Annotated in this window: 5 protein-coding genes; 3 read left to right on the plus strand and 2 right to left on the minus strand. The window is 73.9% G+C overall.

Annotation, left to right across the window (positions count from 1 at the left end; genetic code table 11):
* On the plus strand, nt 1-246 hold a 246-nt coding region (locus G3I42_RS09825), incomplete at its 5' end, for a WYL domain-containing protein (RefSeq protein ID WP_164284348.1).
* A 197-nt stretch (nt 247-443) separates the two neighbouring features.
* Here G3I42_RS09825 and G3I42_RS09830 read toward each other — a convergent pair.
* A complete protein-coding gene (locus G3I42_RS09830) occupies nt 444-1,118 on the minus strand; it encodes a VanZ family protein (protein WP_164284356.1) in 675 nt (224 codons plus the stop codon).
* A gap of 358 nt (nt 1,119-1,476) precedes the next feature.
* On the opposite strand from G3I42_RS09830, the gene G3I42_RS09835 reads away from it, so the two are divergent.
* Both G3I42_RS09835 and G3I42_RS09840 read left to right on the plus strand, forming a co-directional pair.
* On the plus strand, nt 1,477-2,025 hold the full coding sequence (locus G3I42_RS09835; protein WP_164284350.1) for a pyridoxamine 5'-phosphate oxidase family protein: 549 nt from the start codon (nt 1,477-1,479) through the stop codon (nt 2,023-2,025).
* A gap of 270 nt (nt 2,026-2,295) precedes the next feature.
* Entirely contained in the window at nt 2,296-3,936 is a 1,641-nt protein-coding gene (locus G3I42_RS09840; protein WP_164284352.1) for a DNA repair helicase XPB, read from the plus strand.
* Between the two features lie 128 nt (nt 3,937-4,064).
* Here G3I42_RS09840 and G3I42_RS09845 read toward each other — a convergent pair whose 3' ends face one another.
* Nucleotides 4,065-4,316 (minus strand): hypothetical protein, encoded by a 252-nt coding sequence (locus G3I42_RS09845; RefSeq protein WP_164284354.1) that lies wholly within the window; start codon nt 4,314-4,316, stop codon nt 4,065-4,067.
* Nucleotides 4,317-4,743 lie beyond the last annotated feature (427 nt).

Below are 4,743 nucleotides of genomic sequence, written 5' to 3' on the forward strand. Positions count from 1 at the left end.
CTCGTCACCCTCCAGAACGCCGTGCTGACGGGCGAGTCGGTGTGGATCGGCTACATCGACACGGAGGGCGCGGCCGATCGCCGGCTCATCGCCCCGGTCCGCGTCGAGGGCGGTTTCGTCACCGCCTACGACCACACCGCCGAGGAACTGCGCACCTACCCCCTGCACCGCATCACCGGCGTCGCCGAGATCCCCGCCCCGACGGAGGGCGCACCGACGCCGGCCTCGGGCCAGGGCGGGGGCTGACAGCAGGCGGGGCCACCCCGGCCGGAACGGCCCTGGCCCGGACCGCCCTGGCCCGGATCGCCCTGGCCCAGGCCGCCCTGGCCCAGGCCGCCCTGGCCCAGGCCGCTCAGGGTTCGCCGAAGCACCCGACCGCACCGGTGTGCGCTGCCCGCGCGGGTCTCGCGGCTCGCCCGCCTTCCCGGGGGCACCCGGTCCCGTCAGGCGGCGGGGCCGGAGAGTCCCGTCTTCGGTTTCGGCTCCGCTTTCGGCTCGGTACCGCGACGGTTCGGGAGGACACGGGCCGTCGACGCGCGCAGGCGGGCGAGCCGACCGGGGCCGGCGGGAGCTGCCGCGGGCTTCGCCAGGGACCGCGGCTCCGTCGCGGTCACCGGTCGCGGACCGGACTTCTGTCGCGGGCCGGTCGCCCGCCACGGGGCGGCCGGCTTCCGGATGCGGCGGGCGCGGGACGGGCGGGGGTCCGTGCGGCGCCGGAGCGAGCGGGACAGGCGGCGGCCGAGGAACGCGTACCCGAGCAGCGCCCCCGCCGTGTTCAGGATGACGTCGTCCACGTCGAAGGCCCGGCCCTCGATCACCGCTCCCTGCGCGAGCTCGACCAGCGACATGACCAGGAGCGTCACGACGAAGACCCGCACCAGGCGCAGCCTGCGCGGCACGAGGAGCGGCAGCAGGACCCCGAAGGGGGCCCCGAGCAGCAGGTTCCCGCCGACCTGCTTGCACGCCGCGAGGAACGTGTACTCCTCCGCGTACTGCCGCAGCGAGTGCCCCGGGCGCAGGTTCGAGCCCGCGAGGCCGTCCGAGGCCGGCGAGGGGGTGAGCGTCAGTTTCGCGAGCACCGCCGAGAACGCCACGAGCAGCAGGAATGCCACCACCATCGTCAGCCCGAGCAGCAGCGCCCGCCCCCACGACCTGCGCACCACCACGGCGTTGTCCGCCGCGGCACCCTCGGGAGCCGTGACGGCCGGCTCCACCGGCGGCGGTACGGAGGCCCGACGCGACCGTCCCGGCCACGCCGCCCGCCACCCCCCGTGCCGTGCCGCCGTCCCGGACCCCGCGTCCGGCTTCGCCCGCTCGTCCCGCCCAGCCCTCGTCATACCGGCCGCTTACCCCAACGGCTCCCCCACACACGGCGGTTGCCGCCATGCGCCCGGTCCCCACTCCGTCCCGGGACCGAGGCGACACCCCGCCCCGCGACCGATGTGCGGGAAGGGGCAGAAGTGCTGCGATGGGACGGTGAACGCACACCAGGACACCCCCGGAACGCCCTCGGCGGCCGAGCCCTCCGACGCCCTCCCGCAGCAGAGCACGGAGGCCGCCCCGAACCCCCAGCCCTCGCAACCGGACGCATCGGAGCCGGACGCGCCGGAGCCCGGCGCGACCCCGCACACGCTCCCGGTACCGGACGCCGAGGCCGCGTCCCGGCTCGCCCGCGAACGCAACGTGTGGCTGTGCACCGTGCGCCCGGACGGCACCTCGCACGTGGCCCCCGTGTGGTTCGTGCACCTCCGCGACCGCTGGTGGATCGGCAGCGACGAGCGCGCGGTCAAGGTGCGCAACATCCGCAGGACGCCCAGGATCTCCCTCGCCCTGGAGGACGGCGACCATCCCCTCGTCGCCGAGGGCACGGCACGCGTGCTGGCGACACCGTTCCCGCCGGAGATCGTCGCGGCTTTCCGCCAGAAGTACGACTGGGACGTCACGGAGCCGCGCCCCCGCGCGGGCGCGCGCGTTCTCCTGGAGGTGCGCACGCTGCGCTGGCTCCTCGCCGGCACCGCCCAGTGAGCACGCCGCACCGACGCCGCGATGTGAGCACGGCGCGTGATCCCGCCCACCTCCGTGCCCCGAGGCCCGGCGGCCGGGAAGCGCACGGAGGTAGACTTCCTTGTTTCGCGCGCAGACGCTGCCACGGCAGGGACAGGGCTCCGCAGGGGTTCCACGACCGGCCCGCGGCGGCGCCGTGCGCGGTGCGGCACTCGTCGCGCGCCGGACGCCCGGCCGAGTCATCGGACGATCCCCGCCCACGGAGGGACGATCCCGCCCACGGAGGTATGCGTGTCCTGCCTGATCGTGCAGAGCGACAAGACTCTGCTGCTCGAAGTCGACCATGAGCGCGCGGACGCGTGCCGCCGGGCCATCGCCCCCTTCGCCGAACTCGAACGCGCCCCGGAACACATCCACACCTACCGGATCACCCCCCTCGGCCTGTGGAACGCCCGCGCGGCCGGTCACGACGCCGAGCAGGTCGTGGACGCGCTCGTCGAGTACTCCCGCTACCCGGTCCCCCACGCGCTCCTCGTGGACATCGCCGAGACCATGGCCCGCTACGGGCGGCTCAGCCTCCACAAGCACCCCACCCACGGCCTGGTGCTGAGCACCACCGACCGCCCGGTGCTCGAAGAGATCCTGCGCTCCAAGCGCGTCCAGCCGCTGGTCGGGCAGCGCATCGACGCGGACACCGTCGCCGTGCACCCCTCCGAGCGCGGGCAGATCAAGCAGACCCTGCTGAAGCTCGGCTGGCCGGCCGAGGACCTCGCCGGCTACGTCGACGGGGAGGCGCACTCCATCGACCTCGCGCAGGACGGCTGGTCCCTGCGCCCGTACCAGAAGCAGGCCGTGGACAACTTCTGGCACGGCGGCTCCGGCGTCGTCGTCCTGCCCTGCGGGGCCGGCAAGACGCTCGTCGGCGCGGGCGCGATGGCCGAGGCGAAGGCCACGACGCTGATCCTCGTCACGAACACCGTCTCCGCCCGCCAGTGGAAGCACGAGCTGGTCAAGCGCACCTCGCTCACCGAGGACGAGATCGGCGAGTACAGCGGGACGAAGAAGGAGATCCGGCCCGTCACCATCGCCACCTACCAAGTGCTGACGACGAAGCGGAAGGGCGTCTACCCGCACCTGGAGCTGTTCGACTCGCGGGACTGGGGCCTCATCGTCTACGACGAGGTGCACCTGCTGCCCGCGCCCGTCTTCAAGTTCACCGCCGACCTCCAGGCCCGGCGGAGGCTCGGGCTCACGGCGACACTGGTGCGCGAGGACGGCCGCGAGTCCGATGTCTTCTCGCTCATCGGGCCCAAGCGATTCGACGCGCCGTGGAAGGAGATCGAGGCGCAGGGGTACATCGCCCCGGCGGACTGCGTCGAGGTACGGGTCAATCTCACCGAGTCGGAACGTCTCGCCTACGCGACGGCCGAGACCGAGGAGAAGTACCGCTTCTGTGCCACGACGCCGAGCAAGCAGCGCGTGACGCGGGAGCTGGTGCGGCAGCACCAGGGGGAACAGACCCTCGTGATCGGCCAGTACATCGACCAGCTGGACGAGCTGGGCGCCGAGCTGGACGCGCCCGTGATCAAGGGCGAGACGAGCAACGCGCAGCGCGAGAAGCTGTTCAACGCCTTCCGTGAGGGCGAGATCTCCGTGCTCGTCGTCTCCAAGGTCGCCAACTTCTCCATCGACCTGCCCGAGGCGACGGTCGCCATCCAGGTCTCCGGGACCTTCGGCTCCCGGCAGGAGGAGGCACAGCGGCTCGGCCGGGTGCTGCGGCCGAAGGCGGACGGGCACGAGGCGCGCTTCTACTCGGTCGTCGCGCGCGACACGATCGACCAGGACTTCGCCGCGCACCGGCAGCGCTTCCTCGCCGAACAGGGCTACGCGTACCGCATCGTGGACGCGGACGAGCTGTCGAAGGAGAGCTGAGCCGGCCCGCGACCGGCCGGGCGGAGCGCAGGCGACCGCCCGGCCACGCCGCTCCGGCGTCGGGGCGTCTTCGGGAGTCCCGCTGCCGCCCCCGGTCAGGCGGCGGAGCAGCGCCCGTACGGTCCCCCTCATGTGCGGTGGTCCTCGGGCGCGCTCTCCGCGAGGTGCCGCAGGCGTGGCGCGACGCCGGCCCGCTCGTCGTACGTACCGAGCACCGCGACCTCGCAGGCGGCCGTGGCGAAGGCCCGCAGCGCGCGCAGCGAACCGCCGAGACCGCGCCGCCCCGCCGCGACGGCGGGCGCGGCGAGACGCGAGGGCGAGAGGGAAGAGGCGAGGGACGAAGCGGACAGGGACGGTGTGGTGTAGCTCACGCTGCTCATGTCCCCCAGCGTGCCCGCCCCACCACCCCGAGCGGATCAACCCGCGGGTTGAAATATCCCGTTCGTCACCTCCACCCGCAGGGGGAGCGCAACCCCGGGGTGATCCCTGAGAGGGACCCGGAGGTAACCCTGAGGCGGGTCGAACGGTTTCCCTAGGGGATGGGTGGGCCCCCCGGTGGGCCACAACGAAGGCCGCGTGCGGGGGAGTTCCCGGGAGCCATCGGAACGCCGAAGGTTCACCCTCGGCGCGGCAATGCCCACTACTCCCCGGACGCTCGCCCAGCCTCTACCGCCGAGGGGCCCCACCGCCCGGCCGCGACCGCCGACGAGCCCCGCCACCCGGCCGCTACCGCCGACGAGCCCCACCACCCGGCCGCGACCGCCGACGCGTCCCGCCGCCCAGCCGCAACTGCCGCCCCTCCCCGCC

This window comes from Streptomyces sp. SID11385 (assembly GCF_010548245.1).
GTDB lineage: Bacteria > Actinomycetota > Actinomycetes > Streptomycetales > Streptomycetaceae > Streptomyces.